General features: G+C 61.7%; 20 protein-coding genes. 11 read left to right on the top strand and 9 right to left on the bottom strand.

Going from position 1 to position 20,506, the window contains the following annotated elements:
• Positions 1–19: 19 nt before the first annotated feature.
• Entirely contained in the window at positions 20–937 is a 918-nt protein-coding gene (locus tag ACIGJG_RS06150) for a Bug family tripartite tricarboxylate transporter substrate binding protein (RefSeq protein WP_245001934.1), read from the bottom strand.
• A gap of 211 nt (positions 938–1,148) precedes the next feature.
• Between ACIGJG_RS06150 and ACIGJG_RS06155 the strand changes: the two genes are divergently transcribed.
• The gene (locus ACIGJG_RS06155) at positions 1,149–2,162 is read left to right on the top strand and encodes a substrate-binding domain-containing protein (protein ID WP_220631486.1); all 1,014 of its coding nucleotides are present in this window, start codon (positions 1,149–1,151) and stop codon (positions 2,160–2,162) included.
• Between the two features lie 279 nt (positions 2,163–2,441).
• Here ACIGJG_RS06155 and ACIGJG_RS06160 read toward each other — a convergent pair whose 3' ends face one another.
• The 3 genes from ACIGJG_RS06160 to ACIGJG_RS06170 form a co-directional block, all read right to left on the bottom strand.
• Positions 2,442–3,416 (bottom strand): IS5 family transposase, encoded by a 975-nt coding sequence (locus ACIGJG_RS06160; RefSeq protein WP_483672899.1) that lies wholly within the window; start codon positions 3,414–3,416, stop codon positions 2,442–2,444.
• A 74-nt stretch (positions 3,417–3,490) separates the two neighbouring features.
• Positions 3,491–4,732 (bottom strand): hypothetical protein, encoded by a 1,242-nt coding sequence (locus tag ACIGJG_RS06165; protein WP_011297374.1) that lies wholly within the window; start codon positions 4,730–4,732, stop codon positions 3,491–3,493.
• Between the two features lie 13 nt (positions 4,733–4,745).
• The gene (locus ACIGJG_RS06170) at positions 4,746–5,165 is read right to left on the bottom strand and encodes a DoxX family protein (RefSeq protein ID WP_011297375.1); all 420 of its coding nucleotides are present in this window, start codon (positions 5,163–5,165) and stop codon (positions 4,746–4,748) included.
• A 291-nt stretch (positions 5,166–5,456) separates the two neighbouring features.
• On the opposite strand from ACIGJG_RS06170, the gene ACIGJG_RS06175 reads away from it, so the two are divergent.
• The 8 genes from ACIGJG_RS06175 to ACIGJG_RS06210 all read left to right on the top strand — a co-directional run bounded on the left by ACIGJG_RS06175 (position 5,457) and on the right by ACIGJG_RS06210 (position 13,968).
• Positions 5,457–7,772: a DUF3141 domain-containing protein gene (locus ACIGJG_RS06175; protein ID WP_011297376.1), complete on the top strand. Its 2,316-nt coding sequence runs from the start codon at positions 5,457–5,459 to the stop codon at positions 7,770–7,772.
• Between the two features lie 61 nt (positions 7,773–7,833).
• Positions 7,834–8,772, top strand: a complete 939-nt coding sequence (locus ACIGJG_RS06180) for a phosphate acetyltransferase (protein WP_011297377.1) — start codon at positions 7,834–7,836, stop codon at positions 8,770–8,772.
• 4 nt (positions 8,773–8,776) lie between these two features.
• Positions 8,777–9,967 carry an acetate/propionate family kinase gene (locus ACIGJG_RS06185; RefSeq protein ID WP_011297378.1) on the top strand — a complete coding sequence of 397 codons (1,191 nt, stop codon included), beginning with the start codon at positions 8,777–8,779 and terminating at the stop codon, positions 9,965–9,967.
• 172 nt (positions 9,968–10,139) lie between these two features.
• Positions 10,140–10,667, top strand: coding sequence for a universal stress protein (locus ACIGJG_RS06190; protein ID WP_220631487.1), 528 nt, complete (start codon positions 10,140–10,142; stop codon positions 10,665–10,667).
• A gap of 66 nt (positions 10,668–10,733) precedes the next feature.
• Positions 10,734–10,886, top strand: a complete 153-nt coding sequence (locus ACIGJG_RS06195; protein ID WP_483672901.1) for a hypothetical protein — start codon at positions 10,734–10,736, stop codon at positions 10,884–10,886.
• 177 nt (positions 10,887–11,063) lie between these two features.
• Complete coding sequence (locus ACIGJG_RS06200) at positions 11,064–12,287, top strand: hypothetical protein (RefSeq protein ID WP_483672902.1); 1,224 nt, start codon at positions 11,064–11,066, stop codon at positions 12,285–12,287.
• Positions 12,288–12,496: 209 nt separating this feature from the next.
• The gene (locus ACIGJG_RS06205; protein ID WP_220631489.1) at positions 12,497–12,853 is read left to right on the top strand and encodes a hypothetical protein; all 357 of its coding nucleotides are present in this window, start codon (positions 12,497–12,499) and stop codon (positions 12,851–12,853) included.
• A 623-nt stretch (positions 12,854–13,476) separates the two neighbouring features.
• Positions 13,477–13,968 (top strand): universal stress protein, encoded by a 492-nt coding sequence (locus ACIGJG_RS06210; protein ID WP_140953234.1) that lies wholly within the window; start codon positions 13,477–13,479, stop codon positions 13,966–13,968.
• Positions 13,969–14,036: 68 nt separating this feature from the next.
• Here ACIGJG_RS06210 and ACIGJG_RS06215 read toward each other — a convergent pair whose 3' ends face one another.
• From ACIGJG_RS06215 to ACIGJG_RS06235, 5 genes are all read right to left on the bottom strand, one after another.
• Positions 14,037–15,461, bottom strand: coding sequence for a DUF2252 domain-containing protein (locus tag ACIGJG_RS06215; protein WP_220631490.1), 1,425 nt, complete (start codon positions 15,459–15,461; stop codon positions 14,037–14,039).
• A gap of 87 nt (positions 15,462–15,548) precedes the next feature.
• Positions 15,549–17,315, bottom strand: a complete 1,767-nt coding sequence (locus tag ACIGJG_RS06220) for a SulP family inorganic anion transporter (RefSeq protein WP_140953491.1) — start codon at positions 17,313–17,315, stop codon at positions 15,549–15,551.
• A 47-nt stretch (positions 17,316–17,362) separates the two neighbouring features.
• Positions 17,363–17,773 (bottom strand): hypothetical protein, encoded by a 411-nt coding sequence (locus tag ACIGJG_RS06225; RefSeq protein ID WP_011297384.1) that lies wholly within the window; start codon positions 17,771–17,773, stop codon positions 17,363–17,365.
• A gap of 120 nt (positions 17,774–17,893) precedes the next feature.
• The gene (locus tag ACIGJG_RS06230) at positions 17,894–18,676 is read right to left on the bottom strand and encodes a hypothetical protein (RefSeq protein ID WP_245001926.1); all 783 of its coding nucleotides are present in this window, start codon (positions 18,674–18,676) and stop codon (positions 17,894–17,896) included.
• A 25-nt stretch (positions 18,677–18,701) separates the two neighbouring features.
• Positions 18,702–18,980, bottom strand: a complete 279-nt coding sequence (locus ACIGJG_RS06235) for a DUF1488 family protein (RefSeq protein WP_011297321.1) — start codon at positions 18,978–18,980, stop codon at positions 18,702–18,704.
• A gap of 449 nt (positions 18,981–19,429) precedes the next feature.
• On the opposite strand from ACIGJG_RS06235, the gene ACIGJG_RS06240 reads away from it, so the two are divergent.
• Both ACIGJG_RS06240 and ACIGJG_RS06245 read left to right on the top strand, forming a co-directional pair.
• Positions 19,430–19,969, top strand: a complete 540-nt coding sequence (locus ACIGJG_RS06240) for a flavodoxin family protein (protein ID WP_011297386.1) — start codon at positions 19,430–19,432, stop codon at positions 19,967–19,969.
• A gap of 40 nt (positions 19,970–20,009) precedes the next feature.
• A complete protein-coding gene (locus ACIGJG_RS06245) occupies positions 20,010–20,465 on the top strand; it encodes a universal stress protein (RefSeq protein ID WP_011297387.1) in 456 nt (151 codons plus the stop codon).
• Positions 20,466–20,506 lie beyond the last annotated feature (41 nt).

The raw sequence follows: 20,506 nt of genomic DNA on the forward strand, positions 1-20,506 counted from the left end.
CGATGTGGCGTGATGGATTTCAATCTGGTCGCGCCCCGGACAGTTTGACGATGCGGGCCCACCTGACCATCTCGTCGTCCACGAAGCGAGTGAACTCAGTGGTGCTCATGGCTTGTGTGTCAGCGCCCATTTCGACAAATCGCTTTCGCAGCGTGTTGCTGCTCACGGCTTTCCTCACTGCGTCATGCAGGCGATCCACGACTTCTGGCGGCGTGTTTGCCGGCACGAAAAGGCCGCTCCAGTTGGTGACGGTGTAGCCCGGGACACCGGCTTCGGCGACGGTAGGCACATCGGGCAATGCCGGTAAGCGACGCGCCGAGGTGACTGCAAGGGGCCGCACCAGTCCTTTGGCGATCAGAGGAAGTGAAGTCGGGACGTTATCGAACATCAGTTGGATGCGGCCGCCCATCAGATCCGTGAGCGCCGCTGACCCACCGCGGTAAGGCACGTGTGTAAAGCGAGTGCCGGTCATTGTCTGGAACAGTTCGCCGGACATATGAATGCTGCTGCCATTGCCCGACGAGCCCATCATCAATTGGCCGGGCCGCCTCTTTGCCAGTGCAACTAGCTCCGCTACCGTACGGGCGAGCACGTCGGGATGGACAACCAGCACATTTGCGCCCGATGACACCAATGCCACAGGCTGGAAGTCTTTGCGCGGCGAGTACGGCAGGTTGCCGTACAGGCTGGGATTGATGCCGTGAGTGCCGATCGTGCCGAGCAGCACGGTGTAGCCGTCGGCTGCCGCGTTGGCGACGGCTGCCGCCGCGATATTGCCGCCGGCTCCCGCACGGTTGTCCACCACAAATGGCTGGCCAAGCGTTTGCGTCATTTCCTGGGCCAGAAGGCGGCCAAACACGTCAGCCGTACCACCAGGCGGAAACGGGACGACAAGTCGAACCGGCCGGGACGGATAGCTCTGCGCCAGCGCCGGCATGGCATGCATCGTAATGGCTGCTGCAGCAAGCAAGCCGGACAGGAGTCGGTACAGCATGCGGGGTCTCCGTTACGGGCACTCTCGGCGATGCCTCTATGCAAGATTCGGAAAACGTTTTCAGATCGAAAATGCACTGAAAAACGGCTTGGTGGTAAATTAGCAGTCGGAAAAATTGGCGTCCAACTGTGGAACGTTTTCATTAGGGAAGACCATGACGCAACGCGTATCAGTGAGGGATGTGGCAGAGGCTGCAGGCGTTTCGATCGGCAGCGTGTCACGCGTGTTGAATGAAACGGGTTATGCCAGCGCTGCGCTGCGCGCACGGGTCCTGGCGGCTGTGGAAAAGCTGGGATATGCGCCGAGCTTTGCCGCGAAGCACCTGCGCACAGGACGCAGCCACACGGTGGGATACCTGGTCTCGAACATTCGCAATCCGCTGCTGGCTGCACATTTCAGCGAAGTGGAGCGTCACCTGCAGGCGGCAGGCTATTCGGTCATTGTGGGAAATACGCTTGACCAGCCTCACCGCGATCGAGAGCTAGTTTCACTCTTTGAGACACGGCGGTTGGAGGGCATCATTGCCGCGCCCAGCGTGGAAAGCGAGTCGCCGACGGACTTCTTGTTTGGTGCATGCGGCCTGCCCGTCGTCATTCTTGATCGGGAGACGCCAAAGCCAATGGATGCGGTCATGCTCGACCATCGGGCCGGCGTTCGGCAGTCCGTGGACTACCTGGTTTCCCTTGGCCATCGTCGCATTGCTTTGTTCGGCCCCGGCGAGCACATTCGGCCGGGGCGCGAGAAGTTGTTGGGCTACCAGGACGGTCTTCAGGCAGCGGGGATTCCCTTTGATCCGATGCTGGTATTCATGTCGCGGTCTGCTGTGGATTCATCGCGAACGCAGATGAGCGCGATGCTTGCCCTCGAAAAGCCACCCACTGCAATGATCGGGCTTGGGACCCGTTTGCTCTCAGGTGCCATCTATGCGGCAAGGAAAGCCGGCTTGGATATTCCGCGAGATCTTTCGGTGATAGGCATTGGTACCCCGGAAACCCTGGAACTGATGTACCCGCCGTTAACCACGCTGCGCTTCAATATCGAAGCCGCGGCGCAAGCTGCTGCACAGTTGATGCTGGATAGATTGGAAGGCGTAGTCGATGAGCCCGCACGCCAGGTAAATGTGCCGTTGGATCTCGTGCTGGGCGAGTCCTGCGCGATACGAATGTGACGGCTTTTGGCGGCAGCCAACAGAATGCGAGCATGTTGAGGGTCAGCCGGAATTCGTGAAATTTTCGCCGATAATTGATCTGGATGGGAGTCGCAATGAGCTGTCAACCGGACGGTCGTCTACGTTTTCTAGGGCTACGCTGAACAAGCTGGGTAAATTGAGTGACGCAAGTTGATCAGGAGCCCGTTCGGCCGGAAAAATAGCTGTGGCGATGCGAATTTGCCTTCACGCGCCCCCAATTGGGGTGTGTTGACGGGGCGCCCGCCCCGCATTCGCCCTTTATGGGCGGACTGCTCCCATCAGATGCCCTCGACTCAAGTAGAGATTGGCCAGCGCCAGCGCCGTGAAGGCACGGCCGGCGTTCTTCTTCAGGCCACGGTAGCGGACTTTCGTGAAGCCCCACAGGCGCTTAACCACGGCGAAGACATGTTCAACCCGGGCCCGGATCTTCGATTTGTTACGGTTCTTCCCGCGTTGCACTTCGTCAATCTCCCCGTTCCTGCGGGTCCGCTGATTGGTGAAGTCCTTGGCGTGCGGCGCCTTCGATGCGATCAGCTCCTGCTGACTGGCGTATGCGCTATCACCGTAGACACGCCGCTCCTGCCCATGCAGTAGCTGGGGCAGCGCATGCTTGTCGTGAACATTGGCCGGCGTCACCACCGCGGAATGAGCCAACCCGCTCTGACTATCCACGCCAATGTGCAGCTTCATGCCAAAGTACCACTGCTGGCCTTTGCGGGTCTGATGCATCTCGGGGTCGCGCGACTTCTCTTCATTCTTCGTCGAGCTGGGCGCACCAATGATCGTGGCATCGACAATGGTGCCGGTCTTCAGCTTCACGCCATTGGCTTGCAGGCTTCGGCCAACCTCCGCGAACAGCCGTTCGGCAAGCTGATGTTTCTCCAGCAGCCGCCGAAACTTCAATACCGTGGTGGCGTCCGGCACCGGCTCACGACCCAGGTCAATTCCTACGAAGCGGCGCAGGCTGGCGCTGTCATACAGGGCCTCCTCGCAAGCCAGATCTGCCAGGTTGAACCAGTGCTGCAGAAAGTGGATGCGCAGCATCCGCTCCAGACCAATGGGCCGCCGGCCATTGCCAGCCTTCGGATAGTACGGCTCAATCGCGGCGCACAATGCCGCCCACGGCACGATCTGCTCCATCGTCGCCAGAAATTCCTCACGTCGCGTTGGCTTGCGGTGTTGCTCGAAACCTGCGCATTGGTCTGCACCCGCTGCCAACGTCATCTGCTTCATGTTCTTCTCTTTGCGCTCGTGATTCTTCAAATAACGCGCCTTCTCACGAACCGGAGGACTTGATCAGCATTGCCCTAGAACAAGAGCCCGAACAGATGCTTGAGCAGTTCTTCGAGAGGCATCATGGTGAGCGCCAGGGGCGCCATGGGAATCAGTACTGCCGCAGCAAGCTGCACGATGGCATCTCTGGTGACAGGCGCAATCCGCATGCCGCGCACCACCTCGAAACTGTTGCCGAGATCGGCGAGTGACTGGATATCGCCGCTGCCCACCAACGGTTCGTTGGCTGGTGCACATCCACGCAGCCATTTGTTATCGAACGCGCGCACGTAGCGTTCCGCCAGCGTGCCATACTCATTCAGTCCTGTTCGCTTCGCCTGGGCAAGCTGCGGCGAGAATACCAGCAGTGGGCCGACAACTATGGTCAGCAGAAAGACCATCATTACGCCGATCTCCATCTTGAATTCCGGTAGCGCAGCCTGAAGAAAGAAAATACGGTTACCGAGATTTGACGCAAGCATGACGCCATGCGCTGCGAGCAGCAGCGCGAAGGCGTAGACCGTATTGGCAAGAAAGCCGAGACCGCCAACGCGATCCGGATGCGTGGGAATCAGGCTCAGCTTGATGCGCGATACCTGCCAGAGAAAACGCATCCAGATGAATAATCGGAAATACCAGCGCACCAGCAGGAACTGGAACAGCGGCAGGCTGACATAGCCATACCAGATGCCCGCCAGTGAAAGCTTTGAACCGCCGTCGGTTGGCGTTGCGTACCACGTTGCCGTCTGGAGACCGGTGTAATGACGCCAGACGATCAGGATGCCGACTCCATAGACGACAGCGATCAACAGTAATTCGCCAAGCACAGAGTTGCGCAGCCGGAATGCGGCGCCGAGGGCCTCATCGAATTTGCTCATCGCGGCTTCGGGAATCAGATTCCGTTCGATGAATGCCTGGCCGATGCCATGCAAGCGCCGGTGCACGACAAGTTCTGCGGCAACCAGCAAGGGCACTGCCACGAGAAACCGGAGATGAACCTCCATATCCATCAGGAACGGTACCGTCGTAGCCTTGCTGAATAAGTTTCCCTCGAAGGCAGACAGCATCAGCAACGGCAGCCAAGCGAAGAGCGAGATGAAGAGAATGCGTTGCCGCACGAGAAGCAAAGCGTCATCGGACAAATTGGCCCGACGCAGCAATTGATAAAGTGGCCCACCGAGGACCAGTGAAAAGTTCTCCCGATTTCGCAGAACATCGTCACTGGAACCGGATGAGGCCTGCGTTCGCTTGGATCCAAGACTCCGGCTGATGCTCATCGCGCTTCTCCCGTTACTTCGGCTCATGCCCGCGTGATGATTCGATCGCGAAGACGACAAGCATCCCGCCCAGGATCGCGACATTCTTCAGAATGTGGTTGAACTGATTCCAGGAATCCGCAAGATCGGCGCGCCAGAAGCCGTGGAAGATCAGGGTGGTTGGCACCAGAAAAACCGCGAGAAGCAGCGCTCCCCATTTCGCATTCCAGCCAGAAATCAGCGTCAATCCGCCCGCGATCTCGATCGTCATGGCCAGCACCAGCAACAGACTGGGCATCGGCAGTTCAGCACTTGCAATCCATGCGGAATATCCGGCGAAGCTGCTCATCTTCATTAGCCCGGAAATCAGAAAGAGCGAGCCAATCAGCGCGCGGCCGACGGAATACAGGCGCGCAACGGTCGTGGGCGTAACAGAGATAGTGGCCGTGGTCATGGCAATGCTCCGGAATCGACAGGGAAAGAAGTGAGCGATGCCTCCGCGACGCTTTCCTTCTGCATTCAGCCTATGACTTCGGCTCGAGGTCCGGTTGTTATAGATCAAGGAGCCGTGGACGGATGGTGCGGCGTGGACTGCCCCATGGAGAGCAACCTCGCCCCGCATCGAAGTGACGGGATCGCATCGTATGTTTCCGCACGCTGGTGCCTTGCCCGCTTGCGCTATGTCAAGCCCCGCTCAGTGCTACCTCCTACGCTGGATGTTGGCAGAACGTCTGACGGAGGAAGCATGGACGCAGGAAAGCAACTGGCTCATGCGCGTGAGGTGGGCATCAAGACAAGCGTTGTGCTGCAAAAGCGCCTGAAGAATGCGCAAGAGGCATTCAGTCATCGCGTGCAGGAAGCCACGGGTGGCGAGGCGTCGACACCGGCAAGCTGGATGGCGGATATGAATCCGATGAACTGCTATGCCTACGCAATCGACAGCATGCAGCGCGCCATCCTGTTCTGGGACACGATCAGGCAACGCGGCAACAACTTCGTCGAGAATGCGGTGCAGGGTCTCAAGCCCGTGCTGCATTTCGACTATGAAACCGTGCTCGATGGCCGTAGTTTCGCACTGCCCGTGAACTATGCGCTGCTGAAGATCACGCCGCCGGCGAGCGTCACCGTCGACGATAACCGCCGCCCGTACGTCATCATCGATCCGCGTGCCGGCCATGGCCCGGGCATCGGCGGCTTCAAGGACGATTCCCAGGTCGGCGTTGCGTTGCGTGCGGGCCATCCCGTCTACTTCGTCATGTTCTTCCGTGACCCGGAGCCCGGGCAAACGTTGCTCGACGTGTGCGAGGCCGAGCAGCAGTTCATCCGGAAAGTCCGCGCCTTGCATCCGGATAGTCCGAAGCCGGCCATCATCGGCAACTGCCAGGGAGGGTGGGCCGCCATGATGCTGGCCGCATCCGACCCGGACGACACCGGTCCCATTGTCATCAACGGCGCACCAATGTCGTACTGGAGCGGTGCCTGGAGCGAGGGCGAAGGCGATAACCCGATGCGCTACTCGGGCGGTCTGCTGGGCGGCACCTGGCTCGCATCGCTGACGGCAGACCTTGGGAACGGCAAGTTCGATGGTGCCTGGCTGGTTCAGAATTTCGAGAACCTGAATCCCGCCAACAGCCTGTGGGACAAGTATTACAACCTGTACCGCAAGGCCGATACCGAGCCACCGCGTTTCCTGGAATTCGAGCACTGGTGGGGCGGCTATTACCTGATGAATCGCGAAGAGATCGAATGGATCACGCGCAATCTGTTCGTCGGCAACAAGCTTTGGAGCGGAGATGTAAAAGATGCCGGCGGAAGGGCGTTCGACCTGCGGGACATCAAGGCCCCCATCGTGCTGTTCGCCTCGATGGGCGACAACATCACGCCGCCGCAACAAGCGTTCAACTGGGTGGTGGATGTCTATGGCAGCACCGAGGAGATCAAGGCCCGGGGCCAGGTCATTGTCGGCATGATGCACGAAAACATCGGTCACCTCGGCATCTTCGTCTCCGGCAAGGTTGCGCAGAAGGAGCATGCGCAGATTGTCTCCGTGCTCAAGAGCATCGAGTTGTTGCCGCCGGGACTCTACGGCATGGTGATCCACGAGCACAAGTCCGCTGCCGGGGTCGAGTACGAGGTCGAGTTCCACGAGCATTCGCTCGAAGAGATAGCACAAAGGCTCAACCGCTTCGAGCGCGCAGACGAGACGCCATTCGAGGCAGTGGCGGCAATGTCCGATTTCACTCAGCGCGCCTATGAGCTGTTCGCCCAACCGTTCGTGCAGGCCATGTCGAATGAGGCGTCGGCGCGCATGCTGCGCGAATTCCATCCGCTGCGGGTGCAGAACTGGATGTTCTGCGACCTGAATCCGTGGATGGCGTGGGTGAGCCCCGCTGCCAATGCGGTAAGGGCCAATCGGCAGGCGCTCGATGCGGACCATCCGCTGCGTCAGCGTGAGCAGGCCGGCGCGGAAGTCCTCAGCGCGGGCCTCGACGCCTGCCGTGCCGTGCGCGATGCCATGACAGAAGCCATCTTCTTCAATGTGTACGCGAACATGTGCGCGTTCCTGCCAGGGGACAAGACGTCGCGGGCCGCCCGGACAGTCACCCCGCCGCGCGAGCTGCCGGAGGTCAAGGCAGCACTGGCCGAGATCGAACAGGGCGGCTACGCGGAAGCCATCGCCCGCGTGGCTTGCCTGCTCAAGCGACAAGGCGAGCCTTTGCCGTTGTCGAGGCTTGAGTTGCGCAAAGAGCTGGTGACGGACTACGCGGAGCTGCTGCCCGAGCTGCCGCCGGAGACCTGGCGCCGGATTCGCGGGCAGCAGGAGCTCATCACGCTGTACGCGCCGGAGCAGGCGCTCGAGACGCTGCCGGTCCTGCTCAGGGACAAGTCCGATCGTGACCGGCTGCAATCCCTCGCCGACAAGCTGCGCGCTGACGAGCGGCTTCTTGGGACCACGCCGACGCCAGAGCAGGCCGCGATGCTGGCACGCATCCGCACGGTGCTGTCGGTCAAGACTGAGCGGCCGCGTCGTGCCGCAGTACCGCTGGCGCGCGCGTCCTAGCACCGCACGAGGCGCGGCCGCCGGAATCCGAACAGCAACCTGGTGATGCAGGAGAGAACCCGTGAACGCAAAACACGAGAAGTATCAGCGCCTGATCGACTACTGCAAGTCCATTCCTCCGACGCCCACGGCAGTCGTCCATCCGTGCGATCGAAGTTCGCTGGAGGGAGCGGTGGAAGCCGCACGGATGGGTCTGATCGCGCCCATCCTGGTCGGGCCTCGGGCTCGCATCGAGGAGGTCGCGCGTGCCAGCGCCATTGATATCAGCCAGTACCCGGTCGTCGATGCCCCGCACAGCCACGCCGCCGCGGCCGCTGCGGTGACGCTGGTACGTGAAGGCAAGGCCGAGGCCATCATGAAGGGCAGCCTGCATACCGATGAGCTCATGGGAGCAGTGGTCAAGGGCGATAGCGGCTTGCGCACCGCGAGGCGGATTAGCCACTGTTTCGTGATGGATGTGCCAGGCCACGAAGACGCGTTAATCATTACCGACGCCGCGGTCAATATCGCGCCGACTCTGGAGGAAAAGGCGGACATCCTCCAGAACGCCATTGACCTGGCGCACGCGCTCCAGGTCAGCGAAGTGCGGGTCGCCATCCTGTCGGCGATGGAAACCGTGAATCCCAAGGTGCCGTCCACCGTGGACGCGGCCGCGCTTTGCAAGATGGTCGACCGGCACCAGATCACCGGCGCGGTGGTCGATGGCCCGCTCGCGCTGGACAATGCCATCAATCTCGATGCCGCACGCATCAAGAAGATCGACTCGCCGGTGGCCGGTCGGGCCAACGTGCTGCTTGTCCCGGACCTTGATGCCGGCAATATGCTTGCAAAGAGCCTCACGTTCCTGGCAGGCGCCGACGCCGCAGGCATCGTTCTCGGCGCACGGGTCCCCATTATCCTCACGAGCCGTGCCGATGCCGTCATGACCCGACTGGCGTCCTGTGCGGTGGCGGCGCTGGTGGCCAAGGCGCGCCGGGAATCCGGCCAGATACAGAGGTGACGACATGGCCGATGTGATCCTTGTGCTAAACGCGGGCTCGTCGAGCCTGAAGTACTGCGCCTACGACGCTCAGGGCGACGCACTCAAGCTGGTCCTGCGTGGCAGCATCGAGGGGCTTTACACATCACCGAGCTTCCGCGCGACAGATGGCGGTGGCACGGAGGTCGAGGCCCGGCAGTGGGACGAAGGGACCGAACTCGGGCACGGTGGTGGCATTGCCTTCCTGGCGGATTTCCTGCGCGGTCATGGAGAAGGACATCACCTGGTTGGCGTGGGCCACCGCGTGGTGCATGGCGGTTTACGGTTCGCGCAGCCAGAAAGAGTCACTGAAGCGGTGCTTTCAGAACTCGATGCGCTGTGTCCGTTGGCACCGTTGCACCAGCCGCATAACCTCAAGCCAATCCGCGTTCTCGCAGAAAGGCGTCCGGAACTGCCGCAGGTGGCCTGCTTCGACACCGCGTTCCACCGGGCGCAGCCGGAAATCGCGCAGGCCTTTGCATTGCCGGCTTCGATGACCGGGCGCGGCATCCGGCGCTATGGCTTTCACGGGCTTTCGTATGAGTACATTGCCAGCGTCCTGCCCGGTGTCGACGCGAAGGCCGCGACTGGCCGCACTGTCGTGGCCCATCTTGGCAACGGTAGCAGCATGTGCGCGCTCGTGGCCGGACGCAGCGTGGCCAGCACCATGGGATTCACTGCGGTCGATGGCTTGCCCATGGGCACGCGTTGCGGCAGCCTCGATCCCGGCGTGATCCTGTACCTGATCAGCGAGCTGGGCATGGGCGCTCGCGAGATCGAGGACCTGATCTACCGCAAGTCCGGGCTGCTTGGCGTCTCCGGCATATCGAGCGATATGCGCGTGCTGCTCGCCAGCGACGATCCGCGCGCCCGCCTTGCCGTGGAGCTATACACCTACCGGATCGGCCGCGAACTCGGGTCGCTGGCCGCAGCGGCGCAAGGCATCGACGCGCTGGTCTTCACCGCCGGCATTGGCGAGCATGCCGCAGTGATCCGTGAACGCGTGTGCCGCCAGGCTGCCTGGCTGGGCGTAACGGTCGATGCCGCGGCGAACGCCAGCGGCGCGACGTGTATCAGCGAGCCATCCGCACGGGTTGCGGTATGGGTGATCCCGACGGACGAGGAACTGATGATCGCCAGGCATACCAAGGCATTGATCGGCGCGGGTGAGAGATGAAGAAGAGCGCCGGCGGGCACTATGTGGATGGTGGTGTGAATGTGATGGGATAGCTTCCGGCACTGTTTGCGCGATTTTTACACCGTGCCCCCGGTTCTTGATGCCGCTTGCATGCCGCCAGACATACGCTTGAGTTGTGAATCCCCGGGCCTGCTGCCCGCAAAGGCAAGCGATGATCAAGATACTTGTACCGGTAGACGGTTCTGAGTGCGCGCTGGCTGCCGTGCGCCACGCTGCGTTTCTCTACCGAGAGGGAAGCGTCGCGGAGATCGTGCTGGTCAACGTCCAGCCTCCGCTGGAGCGCAGTCGTGCCCGCGCGTTCCATTCGCTGCAACGCTTGCGGGACGTTGAGAGCCGCGGAGGTGAAGCGGCTCTGTGCGAGGCGCAAGAGATTCTTGAGGATTCCGGTGTTCCATATGTACCGATCATTGCACTTGGACCTCTCGCCGAGACCATTGCAAGGACGGCCGAAGAGAACAACTGCGACGGCATCTTGCTGGGGACAGGTCTCTGGTCGCGAATCAAGTCGTTTGTCGGCGGTGGATTGCCGGCGGGCGTCATGCGGCGGACGTCGGTTCCCTTGACGGTTATCAAGGCCCGCGGGTCGCGACAAGCCAAACTGGATGCCAGGATGCCTCTTCCGCAAGGGCAACATGCGCATCTCAAGCCACGTCTGGTCATCCTTCCGCCTGGCCGCTAGATGCCCTGGCGGCAGGCAGCCGCCCGGAAGGTTGGGGTGCATTCCAAGACCAAATGGAGTCCTGTCATGGGGTATCGGATTTTGATCGCCGTGCTGTCAGTGGCGGGTGTTGTCCTGCTGTTTGGCTTCCAGCTTCGCCTGACGAGCAAACTCGGGCGCAGGGAAGACGAAGCCATGCATCGAGACGCGGACGTCGAGAAGGGACGTGACGTGACTTGAACAAGCGATATCAGCCCGAGGAGAGGAGTCGGGTTGCAGCAGCATCGTCGTGTACGCAGAGAAGGATCCCGGCGTTCAGCGGCGATTCCAACGCATATGGTTCCATATTTGGCGCGCCTGCGTTAGCCGATCGTGATGCTCTCGCTCGGGTTCTGCTTCTAGCGCGCTTTGCCGTGCTTGCGCTGCGTCAACGGACGCCTTCTGCGTTCTCCTACGCTGTTTGAAGACCCATTTCATCTGGAGGGGGATGTCCCTCTTGCCATGCGCGCACCGGCGTTCCGCAATGCAAGCTGCATGAAACAGACAACCACCCGGGCGGCAATCCGCTTCGCGGCGATCTTGCATGCCGTGGCGATAGCAGCAGGCTGGTTGCTTTCGGCGTGTACATCGTTGGGACCCACCACCATCGTCGCCGATCGCTTTGACTACAGCGCGGCCATTGCCGATTCATGGAAGCAGCAGACGCTGCTCAACATCGTCAAGCTGCGATACATGGACCTCCCCGTGTTCGTGGATGTTGCCTCTGTAGTCAGTGGCTATTCGCTCCAGGCGGGGGTGTCGGTCAACGGTACGCTGTCATCCGCACGCGCGATCCAGGGGGATTTCATCGCGGCGGGCGTGCAGGGCGTCTATACGGATCGTCCGACGATCACCTACACGCCCGCGACAGGACAGCGCTTTGTGCGCGGATTGATGGAGCCGATTGATCCGCGCAACATCTTTTTCATGCTGCAAAGTGGTTACGCCGCGGATTTCCTGCTTGGCATGACCGTCGAGTCGCTCAATGGTGTGCGCAATCGTTCCACTGCGGCCGGCATGATACGGGAAGCCGATCCGGAGTTTCTGCGCGCCATCTCGCTGATGCGCGAGGTACAGGCTTCCGGCGCCTTCGCGATGCGTGTCGAAGAAGACAAGACTCGCGGATCCACGGCAGTCCTCTTCTTTCGCAGGGAAGACATGCCTGCTGGCGTGGTCGAGAAGGTTGACGAGATTCGCCGGCTTCTCAGGCTGCCCGTTGACCGTCAACGGTTCGTGCTGAAGTACTCTCCAGCCCGCGGCGCGGACGACGAGTTGTCGGTCAACAGCCGGTCCATGCTGCAGATCATGCTTGCGTTGTCCAGCTACATGGACGTCCCGGACGATCATCTGGCCGAGCGAAGCGCGTTGCCAGGCGTTGTTCGGACGTCACCAGCGACCGAGGATGAGACCGTTCGGATTCGTTGTGGCAGGGCCAAGCCCGTGGATGCCTATGTGGCGGTGCGCTACCGCGACTACTGGTTCTGGATCGATCAAGGCGACCTGCGTACCAAGCGCGCGCTCAATGCAGTCATGCTGTTCTTCACGCTGGTGGATACGGGCAGCAAGGAAGCCATGCCGTTGATCACGATTCCCGCCCAGTAGTCTTTTTAGGGCGGGAGCCCTCCGGCTGAAGGACATGGCGATGAGCGTCGGAGCGGTTCATTGAAATAGCTGATTGGAGACTTGAATTCCGGAGAAGCAGTCTCACGTTATTAAAGGAAGCGCCAGCTCGGTCGATCAGCCAGAGTATTCCGTCCACCATTCGCAAGGGCGTGCGCAGGCGCCGCGCGACCTCGATTCGAGAGGCCATCATGCTTAACAAAACCATTCCGACCCTGATCATTGCCGGGCTGGCGGCATTCGGCGTGACGCAGGCAGCCAACGCGCAAAAGAACTACACGGACGGCGGCGATCTGTACGGAGGCAGCCACGCGGCGAAGAAGGTATCCCCCAACTCGGGCGCGGCGAAGTCCGGCAAGTTCGATCCCTACACCGATGGCGCAAAGCAGTCGACCCGCTCCAGTCTGAACGCTTCCGAGAAGCGTTTCGATCCGTATTCCGAAGGCGCCAAAGCCGGAAAGTATGATCCTTACACCGATGGGGCAAAGACGGGCAAATTCGACCCTTATACGGATGGCGCGAAGGCTTCTGGCGACAAGGCCCAGTAAGCCGGATCAGAAAGGGAATGCAGGTCGGCCGGCATGAGAGGAAGCTTGATCTCCCAGGCTCCAAGCAGGCTGTCAAAGTTCGCGTCCGCGGGGGCCTGCTGAGACAGTAGCCTGGATTCTCCGGATAGGTCGAGCGCTCTTGCTGTCAGCTCATAGCGAGTATCTCTCTTGCCGGCGTCCACCGTCCCAGGACTATGGCAGATCAGCCCCGACAATACCCACGATGCCGATGGGAGCGGCCCTTCAATCAACATGAATTGCGATCTAAACGCTTCCGGGAAGCGTTTGGATCCGCATTTCGAAGGAGCCAAAGCCGGCATGTAATCGCTTACCGAAGGCGGCGAAAGCTATTGAAAACCAGGCTCTTCAGGTGGAATGAGGCCAGTACAAAAAGGGGCCCGCTACTGCGGGCCGCTCGCTTTCTTGAAGACCGCGCACACGGGGTATCGCGCGTTGCCATAAATCAGCGCACGGCGCGACATGAGGCACCCTTGATCCAGCCCAACCTCGGAGCGTGTCAGGGGACTAACGTAGCAATACCGTGTAGCAGTTAACGGCGGCGCTGGGGATCCTGCTGCCGGCCGGCCCTCAATCGCAAATCTGACTATGTCGAGGACGATCACATGTACCGTCGTATTCTTGTAGCCCTCGATGGTGGCGCCGCAGCTGAGGCTTCGCTGGAGCAGGCAATCCTCATTGCGCAAGCCTCGGATGCCGAGGTGGAAGTCATTTTTGTGCTCGACATCAGCGCTCCGTTCCTGGATGTGGCGGGCGCGGATCCGGTGCGAATGGCGGAGAATCTGACCACAGCTGCGGAAGGCGTGCTCGCAGCGGCCGCCACCAAGCTGGACCGGGCCAGAGTCCGGTTCACGACGTGTCTGTCGGGCAGGTCCGGCATTCAGCAAGGCATTGCCGAAACGATCGCGGCAGAAGCTGATGCGTGGTCAGCGGACCTGATTGCGATGGGGAACAATGGAAACCACGGCCCTTCCGGGCCGCGCATGGGTGAGATAGTGCGCAAGGTCATGGCGCGGACCCGTCAGCCACTTCTGCTTGCACGGGCGCAGCTGGACAGAAACCACGCGCCAAGTGAGGTGCACCGCCGCGCCGGGTGACGGTGCGCCTTTGGTAGGGAGCCGGTAGGGAGCACTACGTCAGTACCTCGACCATACCGGCTTACTGCTCAGTTCGCCTCCAGCCTGGCCTCGATACGCCCTTCGCGAATCGCTGCGACAAACGTGCGGAAATCGCTGCGGTTTTGCGAACAGTATTCCGTGGCGAACTCGCAGATCGCATCATCGAAGGCCTGGCCGGAGCCCATGTAGCCAGCCATCATGGCGGCATCCCCGGAGCGCGCGTGGGCGCGCGCAAGCGCGTGCGCGCACATGCGGCCATATTGTCTGAGCATACCCGTATCCCAGTCCTCGATCACTGCGGAGAGCTTCATGTCGCGCAACTGGCGCAAATAGAAGTCGCGTCCGTTTTCGCCGCGCGTCCAGCCCAGGAATACGTCGCTCGCCGCCTGCATGAGACGCTGGCCGGCGATCACGCGCTCGCCATGGTTGGCATGCAGGCTCTTGCCCGCGTAGGGCTCCAGCACGGAAGCGCGCGCTTCCTTCACCTGCAGGAACAAGGGATCGTTGTCCGCAGCGAGAAACAATCCCACGCCACACATGGTCCCGACGCTGCCGACACCAACGACCTTGATGGCCATGTCGAAGAAGTGGAAACGGTCGAACAGCACACGGACATGCTCAGCGAGGCTGCTGCGATAGGAAGCAATGGCTTGCGCGTAATCCGAGCCCATGCCGGGCGCCAGTTCTTCGGTCGGATGAAAAATCAAGGGAGGCTCATCCTTGATCCTCGGCTTTGCTCCTTCTTCCGACACCAGTTTGGGATAAAGATAGTCGGGAACCGTCTTGCGTCGTTCCCCTTCGATTCGCTGCGCCAGGCGCTTGCGTGCCGCGGCAACGATCTCGGGATCGCCGCTACGGTCTTCATACTTCTGTAAATCAATTCGGTCGTACCATACGTCGAGAGCGCGCATCCACCCGTAGTTGAACATGCGTTCGCGGTACTCGCGCACGACATCGGTGACTACGCGTGCGGCATCGCTCTTGGGCAGCGCGAGATGCTCGGCCGCAATCGCCAGACTGGCCGCCAGTCGCTTGAGGTCCCATTCGAATGGGGCGGGCAAGGTTTCGTCGAGGTCGTTGATGTCGAAGATGATGTTTCGTTCGGGCGTGGCGAACCCGCCGAAGTTCATCAGGTGGGCGTCTCCGCATGCCTGCACGCGGATGCCGCTGGACGGCGTGGTGGCAAGATCGGCCGCCATGAGTGAAGCCGATCCGCGGTAGAACGCAAACGGGGATGCCGCCATCCGGCCGTATCGGATTGGAACCAGGTCGAGGATCCGCCCGGCGTTGGATTCATTCAGCAGTTCGATCGGATCGCGGCGATCTTCCGGTGCCTGCCAGCCGGATTGCGAGGCGCGAGGCACAGTATCGCGTAGCGCGCGTCCTTTTGCTGCGCGCTCGTCGGCGGTGAGGTAGTGCGTGGGTTCCCGACGCGCGGCTGCCAGGTGGCTGGGTCTTTCCGGTTTGTTCATGACGCTTTCCTTCTCAAAGGCCGGCACCCGCCATGCGGGACCAGCATACTCTGCCGCGCGCGGACGCCGGGGCGGCAACAATGCGCGCTACGTTGCTGCCAACGCTGTAATACTCGCGATGGGCGTCTCCTGCGCGGTGGATGTGCGGAACTCCTCGATCACATCCGCAACCGAGATACGACGTCCGAAATACCCCACACGCTCTTCCAGTCCCTCTGCGCGAAGCATGTCTCTCACGACCGCGTGCGCTGCAACCAGCCGCAATTCAATGCCGGCGGCTTGCAGTTCCTTGTGCAGCGTCGCCAGCATGCGGGCGCCTGCCAGGTCGACCACGGGACAAACCGAGAGGTCGCAGACCACCAGCCGCAGCGGCAGCGCGGAGCTGCGAATGGCACGCCACACCACCGAGCGCACATGCTCGACGTTGAAGTACAGCAGCGACGATTCCGCACGGAAAATCAGGATTTGCGGAACGGCTTCATTGTCCGGATTGCGATCCATGTCCGAGAAGCTGCGCGTTCCCGGAATTCGTCCAAGGAACGCGACATGCGGGTGAGCAGCACGCCGGATGATCATCAGCATCGATACGAGCACGGCGACGATGACACCTTTCAGGATGCCGAGCAGTAGCACGGCGCCGAACGCAACCATCGAGACGATGAACTCGAAGCGGCTCACACGCCATACGTGGCGCAGTTCGCGGATATCCACGAGGCCTTTGACAGCGACCAGCACGATGGCGGCCAGCACCACGTTGGGCAGATTGGCCAGCAGGCCGGTAAGGAACATCAGGCAAAGGGCGATGGTTGCCGACGCGAATACCAGCGCCAGCGGCGTTCTCGCTCCGGCCTTGTCGTTCACCGAAGACTGCGACAACCCGCCCGCAACCGGATAGCCCTGGCAGAGGCCGGTAGCCAGGTTCGCCGCGCCGAGTCCGAGCAGCTCCTGGCGCGCATCGATCTCGTCTCCATGGGCCTGCGCAAGGGCGCGCGCGGCCGAGACGCTTTCGACGTAGGACAGCAACAAGCAGGCAAAGGCAAGGGAAATGACCCCGTCGACATCGCTGGGCCGCAGGCCCGGCCAGTGCAGTTCAGGCAGGCCTTGTGGCAAGGCGCCTACAACCTTGAAGCCCAGCGCTCCCAGCGGCGTCAGCGACAGCAGCATGATCGACGCTACGACGACGAGCAGCGCGACCGGTCGTCCTGGCAGGAACTTTTCCCCAAGCAGCAGCACGGCAATCGCCACCGCGCCAAAGCCGAACACCGCGAGATTGGTCAGCGGCAATTGCTGCGCAAGGATGGCAATGCGCTCGAAAAAGAACTCGCCGCCGCCCTTGACGCCGAACAGCTTCGGCAACTGGGTCAGGGCGATCGTTAGTGCCGCGCCCGCCTTGAACCCCAGCAGGATCGTTTCACTGATGAAATTCACGAGCGAACTCAGTCGAAAGAGCCACGCGAGGATACACATGGCGGCAACCAGCAGCGCCGTCAGCGCCGCGATTGATGCCCAGCGGCTCGGGTCCCCCTGCGCCATTCCGGCGATGGTCACGCCAACCAGCATCGAGATGGCGGACGTGGGGCCGATTGCGAGCTGTCGCGACGAGCCGAACAACGCGTAGGCCAGCCCGCCGGCGAGATAGCAGTAGATCCCGTACTGCGGAGGTACGCCTGCCAGCGACGCATAGGCCAGCGAAACCGGAATGCCATATGCCGCCAGCGTGACCCCTGCGACGGCGTCATGTCGCAGCCATTCGCTCCGGTAATGAAGCAGCCACTGCGCAGGCGGGAACCAGGTCTGCCAACTGCCTGCGGCCGCGGCGCCGCGCTGTGTGTCGGGTGAGGACGAGTCTTCCATGGGGAACCTCCATCAGCGCCATTTGTTGTCATCGAAGTTTCGTGCTGTCACGAGTCATTCACAGCCGATGCTGCCTTTGCCTCGACGGATCCCTTTCCACTTGCGGCAAATCGAGGCGAGTCGTTGCGCATGGGTGGAAGCCGATCCGAATGGATCCCGGCAGGAATGAGATCGGGGATCCGGCTTTTCGCGTCGATCAACAATGAACTGCGCGCCTGCAACACGGTATCGTCGAATCGGGAAGCGGCTTCGCGAAGGAGGTCCATGTCGATCCGGCTGGGTGGGGATGCTGACTGAAGCGTTTCGATCTCGCTGTAGATGAGTCGTCCGAGATCCCGCGCCAGCTCGGGGTCCAGTAGCCCTTGCGACGTGGCATGGACAAGGTGGTACAACAGGCTGACAAGTCCTGGCGCCGTCGATACGGGTTTTGACCGTAGCGCCTTCTTCGTGCTGGGCATAGTAGTTTCCTCCGATCAGCGAAGCACAGGACCGTGATGTCCGGAACGGCCTTGCGATATCCATGATGACGATTGGCATTCCGAGCCGGGACCTGGCTTCGCAATGAAGTCACGGGGCATTCAAACTAACAGGCTGGCCAGGTCGGGCCACCACAGCATGCGCGCAGCGGCGCCATGCCTCGGCACCCGGAGGACGGTGTCAACCACGCTGCCATCGTATTCGGCGACCAGGCGATAGCGACCGGGGGTTAGCCGGAGCATTAGGAATGGGCCGTCGGCATACGTCTGGAATACGAGCGTGCCATTGGCGCTGTAGATATTCGCTTTCACCCCGGCGATCCATGCCCGTTGCTTGCCGGCGAAAACCAGGCAGAGATTGTAGAGGCCGGCGATGTCTCGCATGTCGATGGCCTGCGCCGGATCCGCGCTGCCACTGAAGTAGGCGACGCCGTTGGCATTCGTGGCCGACGCATAGGCATGGCGCGTTGCGGCATCGGAATCGTCCGGGGCCGGCGCGGGCTGACGCGCCGCATGCTGCCGCTTGAGCGCGGCGCAGGCGCCGACGCCAACGGGCATCTGCGCTTCACTCGCGACGCGGCCTGCTCGATCCATGCTGCCCTCATGCCCGATCCGTGCCACCTGTTGCGCATATCTTGCCGGCAATGGGATCGAGGCCGCCGAAGGTCCTGCACCGTTAGCCGCACGGCAAGTTGCCAGACACAGCAGAATCAGTGCCGACCGGCGGGCCAGCACAGTGAATGCCCGTTTCAAGGCGCCTCGCCCGGGCACGGCCGGGGCAGCGGCATGCGCGAGATCCTGTTCGGCAGGAGTGCCGGGGACCGCCCGCGAATTGTCGGAGCTTCCCGCGTGCGCACGTGGTGACCGTTGCAGTTCGATAGGCATGGCGATCGGCGAGCCAGCACTCGCACTAGGCGGAAAACCGGAAATGGCCACTATGCAGGACGATGCTATGTGCGCCCGTCATCTCGAACATGCTACGGGCGACGTTCTCGATGGCCTTGCGATGAGACGAAAAGGCGGAAGCCAGATCTTCATAGAGATACGACCGTGCCCCGAAATGGTCTTCCAGCGCCTCCGCCGTGATCTCGAAGGTGGCGGCGGCGCCGTCGATCTGTGCCGGGCACTGCAAGCTGGGACCTGCCGCGCAATAAGCCGGTACGGAATCGGGAAAGAGAATCTGGCTCATGGCGGCAACCTGCTCAACTGCGATGGATCCGGGCCGCTCCGCGTGCGGCGGAGTCCGATACCTGAAGGCTAGATGCCACGACACAGCAGGACTTGATGCTTATCAAGCCGGACGCGGGCTGGGCATCCTTGGCGGCCACCATCGCGAGCCTTGACGTGCGACAACTGCGCGGATGCGCTGCGACCTACATTGCAGATGCTGATGTATCACACCGTGCAACGGATATCGGTTGGACTGACATGGTGCATCCGGCCGCTGGAAGGGCGGCTTCATCACGGCGTGCGGCGCCGGCGACAAGCCGTTCCGGGCGACCGACGGGGCCCGGCTGCGTCCGCCAAAGCTGTTGCATTCCACAGCAGGGGGCTTGACATGCATCAAGGGGGCGTCCCGACAACTTCCTAGCATTCCATGCAGGGCCGGCACGACCGGCGTCGGGTGAGGAGTCTCCCATGTCGGAAAAATCGGAAAGCCTGATCGTGTATTACTCCCGTACCGGCACAGCCAGGCAAGCCGCCGAGACCCTGGCAGCCAGCACCGGTTGGGGGCTGGCAGAAATTCGGGACGAGAAGCCCCGGGCCGGGTTGTACGGCGATTTCCGATGCGTGCTCGATATGCTGCTGCATCGCACGCCGGCATACCGGTACGAAGGGCCGCTGCCCGGCGACTGCGGTCACGTGGTTGTCGTCGCGCCGGTCTGGCTCGGGAGGCTGGCGGCGCCCATGCGCAAGTTCCTGCTAGACCATGCGCCGTTCTCGGGTTGTGTGTCCGCCGTCTGCGTCATGGCCTCGCGCGGTGGCTTCCGGGCGGAGGATGACATTGCCTTTCTGACTGGCAAGACTCCGTCGCCCGCCCTGGTGCTGAAGCAGCGCGATGTGCAGAGTGGTGCAGCCGCTGAGCAACTGGCTGCATTCGCAGCGGCATTGCGCAGGGGGCAGACAACGCCCGAAGCCATCGTAAGGCCAGCATGGATATCGCCGAGAGAGGCCTAGCCTCCCGCCCGCCTTGCAGGCAACCTGACGGAGATATGGAATGTACAAGAAGATTCTCGTGGCAGTTGACGGCAGCCACTGTAGCGACCTGGCCCTGGACCATGCGATCGGACTGGCCGCCCTCTGCGACGCCGACTTGCAGGTCGTTCACGTGATCGACAACGGCTACCTGAAATATGACATGGGATACGTTGACCTGACGGATCTGCGTGCCGGCCTGATCAAGGGTGGGGAAGAGTTGCTGGCTCAGGCGCAGGAAAAGGCAAAGGCCAGGCATGTGCGCTGCCAGACCGTCATGATCGACGAGATTGTGGCGCTCGGCGATATCGCCCACCAGATCCGCCAGCTTGTCGAGAGCAGTGCTGCCGAACTCGTGGTGCTCGGCACGCATGGCCGCCACGGTGTGAGCCGGTTGCTGCTCGGGAGTGTGGCCGAAAGTCTTGCGCGCCAGTGTCCGGTGCCAGTATTGCTTGTCAGGGCGAAGGACGCGACCTGAATTTACGACTCGGCGATGCCAATGAAGGCCGCGGGGGCCAC

The organism is Cupriavidus sp. C1SS-2L, from assembly GCF_057073735.1.